Here is a 1,114-nt window from a genome sequence, read left to right on the forward strand (position 1 = left end):
GCCCTGTCCGGCGCCCGGCTCGTCCTGCCCGGCGGCGTCGTCGACGGCGACCGCCTGACCGTCGAAGGCACCCGGATCGCAGGCCTCGGCGGGCAGTCCGGACCCGGCGACCTCGACCTGGCCGGCCACACCGTCCTCCCCGGCTTCGTCGACCTGCACGTCCACGGCGGCGGCGGCGCCTCCTACGCCTCCGGCATCGCCGAGGAGGCCCTGCTCGCCGCCCGCACCCACCTCGAACACGGCACCACCACCACCGTCGCCTCCACCGTCACCGGCGAGATCGACGACCTCACCCGCCAGGCCGCCGTCCTCTCCGAACTCGTCGAGGACGGCACCCTCGCCGGCATCCACTTCGAGGGCCCCTTCATCTCCCACAACCGCTGCGGCGCCCACCGCCCCGACCTGCTGCGCAACCCCGACCCCGCCCTGGTCCGCAAACTCGTCGACGCCGCCCGCGGCCACGCCCGCATGGTCACCCTCGCCCCCGAACTCCCCGGCGGCCTCGACTCCGTGCGCATGCTCGCCGACCTCGGCGTCATCGCCGCCGTCGGCCACACCGACTCCGACTACGCCACCACCCTCGAAGCCATCGAGGCCGGCGCCACCGTCGCCACCCACCTCTTCAACGCCATGCCCGGCATCGCCCACCGCGCCCCCGGCCCCATCGTCGCCCTCCTCGAGGACGAACGCGTCACCGTCGAACTCATCAACGACGGCGTCCACCTCCACCCCTCCGTCCTCGACCTCGCCTACGGCACCGCCGGCCCCAGCCGCGTCGCCCTGATCACCGACGCCATGGGCGCCGCCGGCATGGGCGACGGCCTCTACCCCCTCGGCCCCCTCCAGGTCCGCGTCGAGAACGGCGTCGCCCGGCTGGTCGAGGGCGGCGCGATCGCCGGCTCCACCCTCACCCTGGACGTGGCCTTCAAGCGCTCGGTGACCGTGAACGGCCTGACCCTCGCCCAGACCGTCGAGTCGCTCTGCGCCACCCCGGCCCGGCTGCTCGGCCTCGCCGACTCGATCGGCTCGCTGGAGGCCGGCAAGCTCGCCGACCTGGTCGTGGTCGACTCCGACAGCTACGACCTGGTCGCCGTGATGCGCCGCGGCCGCTGGG

The 1,114-nt window shown here is 74.6% G+C and carries 1 protein-coding gene; it reads left to right on the forward strand.

Annotation, left to right across the window (positions count from 1 at the left end; translation table 11 throughout):
- Positions 1 to 3 precede the first annotated feature (3 nt).
- A partial coding sequence (gene nagA / locus ABTY61_RS41910; RefSeq protein WP_350510504.1) for an N-acetylglucosamine-6-phosphate deacetylase occupies positions 4 to 1,114 on the forward strand: 1,111 nt, incomplete at its 3' end.

The sequence above is a fragment of the Kitasatospora sp. NPDC096128 genome, assembly GCF_040303105.1.
Lineage (GTDB): Bacteria > Actinomycetota > Actinomycetes > Streptomycetales > Streptomycetaceae > Kitasatospora.